The following is a 2,882-nucleotide window of genomic DNA, read 5'->3' on the forward strand; positions in this document are numbered from 1 at the left end:
AGCGGACGGCCTATCTCCAACTCAAAACTGGTGAGGTTGTAGCAGCCCGTAGCGTCTTCTATCCTTACCCATATCACCTGCCCGTCGGTACCCTGGTAAGAGGCCGGGGTGGCTATACGGGGAGCCCCGGCAGCCGCAGCGGCCTCGCTGGTGTAGTAGGTAATGGTGAAGCCCGTACCTATTATAGCTGCTATATCATCCCCCCGGACGGTAAGGTCCACCCGGGTCTGCTGGTCCTGGTTGTTGGCCGGGTCTTCATCGCAGACTACAATCGGGTCCAGCTCCAGGTCCGGAAGCTGTGGCGCAGGGGTCACAATCAGGGTGAAGTCGATATCCGGTACATTGAAACAGCCGGTAACCGTGTTTACTACCCTCACGTAAATGGTCTGTGCAAAAGGTATGATGTTGGTATAACTGTCCGGGTTCGGTATCGGGTTGATGCCGGCAAGGGCATCTTCCCGGGTCTCGTGGAAAGTTACCTCCAGGTTAACCCCGTTATTTATCAATTCATCCTCCAGGTCGCCCAGGTTGAACACGGCAAAGCCGTCGCCGTCGGCATCACAGGCTGTACGGTCCTGTGGCGGGATTACATCCAGCACCGGAAGCGGCTCTACACGTACATCCAGCAGCACTATACGGTAGCAGCCCGTAGCGGTATTGGTAACCCGTACAAAAAGCGTCTGTACCGTAGCCTGGTTGATGTAGGCCGTGGTGTTGGCTATGGCATTGGTATTGGCATCGGCCTGGGCAAAACTTTGGTGGAAGGTTACTACCACCCCAAGCGCCCCGCCGGTAATCTCTCCTATTTTTGTGGTCAGGTCAAAGGCCTCGCGCTCATCACCAGGGCTGTTTACATCGCATAGCGTGTAAGGCACAGGCTGGTTAGCCACAGGAAGTGGGTTTACTATCAACTCCAAAGGCACTACGTCAAAACAGCCCGTGGCGTTATCCTCCACCCGTACATACACCGTGGCCGAAGGGCTGGTATAGTTCAGCAAACCCGTTATAGGCGCCGTATCGGCAAGGGCCGCAGCTTCTGAACCATGGTAACTTACCGTGTAGAGCAAAGGGCTAAGGCTGCCCAGTACTTCAGAACGGGTGCTGTCCAGGTTGAACTGACCCTGGCCATCCCCATTGGTATCGCATACCTCAAGAGCCTCAGGCTCAGTGGCTACCGGGGAAAGGCGTACTATAAGCTCCAGGGCAACCACATCAAAACACGACGTCTGGCTGGACTGTACCCTGATGTAAACGGTAGGGACGGCCGCACCGTTGGCATTCAGGTTGGTATAGCTGCCCAGCAACGCCGCAGGGATAGGGTTGGTATTGAAATCCGCATCCTCAGGGGTCTCATGAACCGTAAGGGTTACATTTGAAAGGGCATTGCTTATCTGGGAAAGGGCAAGGTTGATATTGAAGGGGACTACCCCGTCATTGTTGTCATCACATACTGTAAGGGGTGCCAGCGAAGGGGCTATAGGCGCAGGGATAACACTAAGGGTAAGGGACGTGGTGGTCCAGCAGCCTGTAGTGGCATCCGCTACACGGACATATACTGTGCCCGGGCCCGACAGGTAGGGCGAGGGAAGGCTGCCGGATCCTGACTGGGCCGCAGCAAGGGTGCCATGGTAGCTTACATTGTAGCCTGCCGCGCCAAGGGTAATCTCGGCATTGCGGCTCGGAAGGTCAAACAGGCCCTGCCCAGGGGCTTCCTCACACGCAAAGTATGTCCCCGGAGCGGTGTTGACCACCGGAAGCGGGTTTACCTGCACCGCGAACGAACCCGTAGCCGTACAGCCGAACTGGTTGGTAACGCGGAAGTATACCTGCTGGCCGCCGGCTACCGTGTTAGCCCAGGAAGCAGGGCTGGCAATGGCCGTACCTGACTGGAGGTCCGCCTCACTGGCGTAGTAGGTGACACTCTGGCCCGCAGAATTGTTGGTTATAAGGCTGCTCCTGGTGGTAAGGTCAAACAGGGTAATCCCGTCTGCAACCGCATCGTCACATAATACATAGGCACCTATCTGCACCGGCTGCGGCAGCGGGTTTACCGTAAGGCTTACCTGGGTTACGGCAAAACAGCCGGCTCCCGTTACATCCGACACGCGGATGTACACTACATCACTCACCGAATTGTAGGCTGATGGGGTGGTAATGGCGTTAGCGCCCGCCTGGGCGCTCTCCGGGGTCTCGTGGTAGGTGGCCACAAGGCCCGGCTGACCGTTGACCGCCTGAACTCCCGCAGGGGTAAGGTTGAATAGGGCTACACCGTCTGTATTGTCATCACACACTACCAGCGGCGATGGAGTGCCTGCCTGAGGCAGCGGGATGGCTACCAGATCCAGCTCAGTTACCGCCCAGCAGCCTGTAGCGGCAGACTCTACCCGTACATAGACCGTACGCGAACCCGATGTGTATGGGCCCGCTATATTATTAGGGCCTCCGGAAAGGGCCGATGCAAGTGTCTCGTAATATTTTACATCAAGGCCTGCTGCGCCTAAGGTCACCTGCGCGTCGATATCCGTAAGGGTAAATACCGACTCTCCGGGGGCCGTCTCGCACTCCCCATAAGCCGGAAGGTTATTATTGATCACAGGCAAAGGCTTTACCTCAAGGCTCAGCGGGGCGGTGTTGTAACAGCCGTTGCCATCTACAACACGAACCCAAACCTGGCCCGTGCCGCTTATATAAGAACCCGGGGTGGCTATAGCGTTAATACCCACATCAGCATCTGGCTGGGTAGCATGAAAACTTACCGTAAGGCCCGGATCCAAAGCCGTAATCTCAACAAGCCTGCTGCTCAGGTTGAAAGACTCCGTACCCACAGCGCCAGTATCATCACACAACGATATAGGCGTAAGTGATGGAATAACTGGCCGGGG

Annotated in this window: 1 pseudogene; it reads right to left on the reverse strand. The window is 56.5% G+C overall.

The window, feature by feature from the left end:
• Nucleotides 1-2,882: pseudogene (locus CHU92_RS15795) on the reverse strand (hypothetical protein); the annotation flags it as partial.

The organism is Flavobacterium cyanobacteriorum, from assembly GCF_002251835.1.
GTDB classification, from domain to species: domain Bacteria; phylum Bacteroidota; class Bacteroidia; order Flavobacteriales; family Flavobacteriaceae; genus Flavobacterium; species Flavobacterium cyanobacteriorum.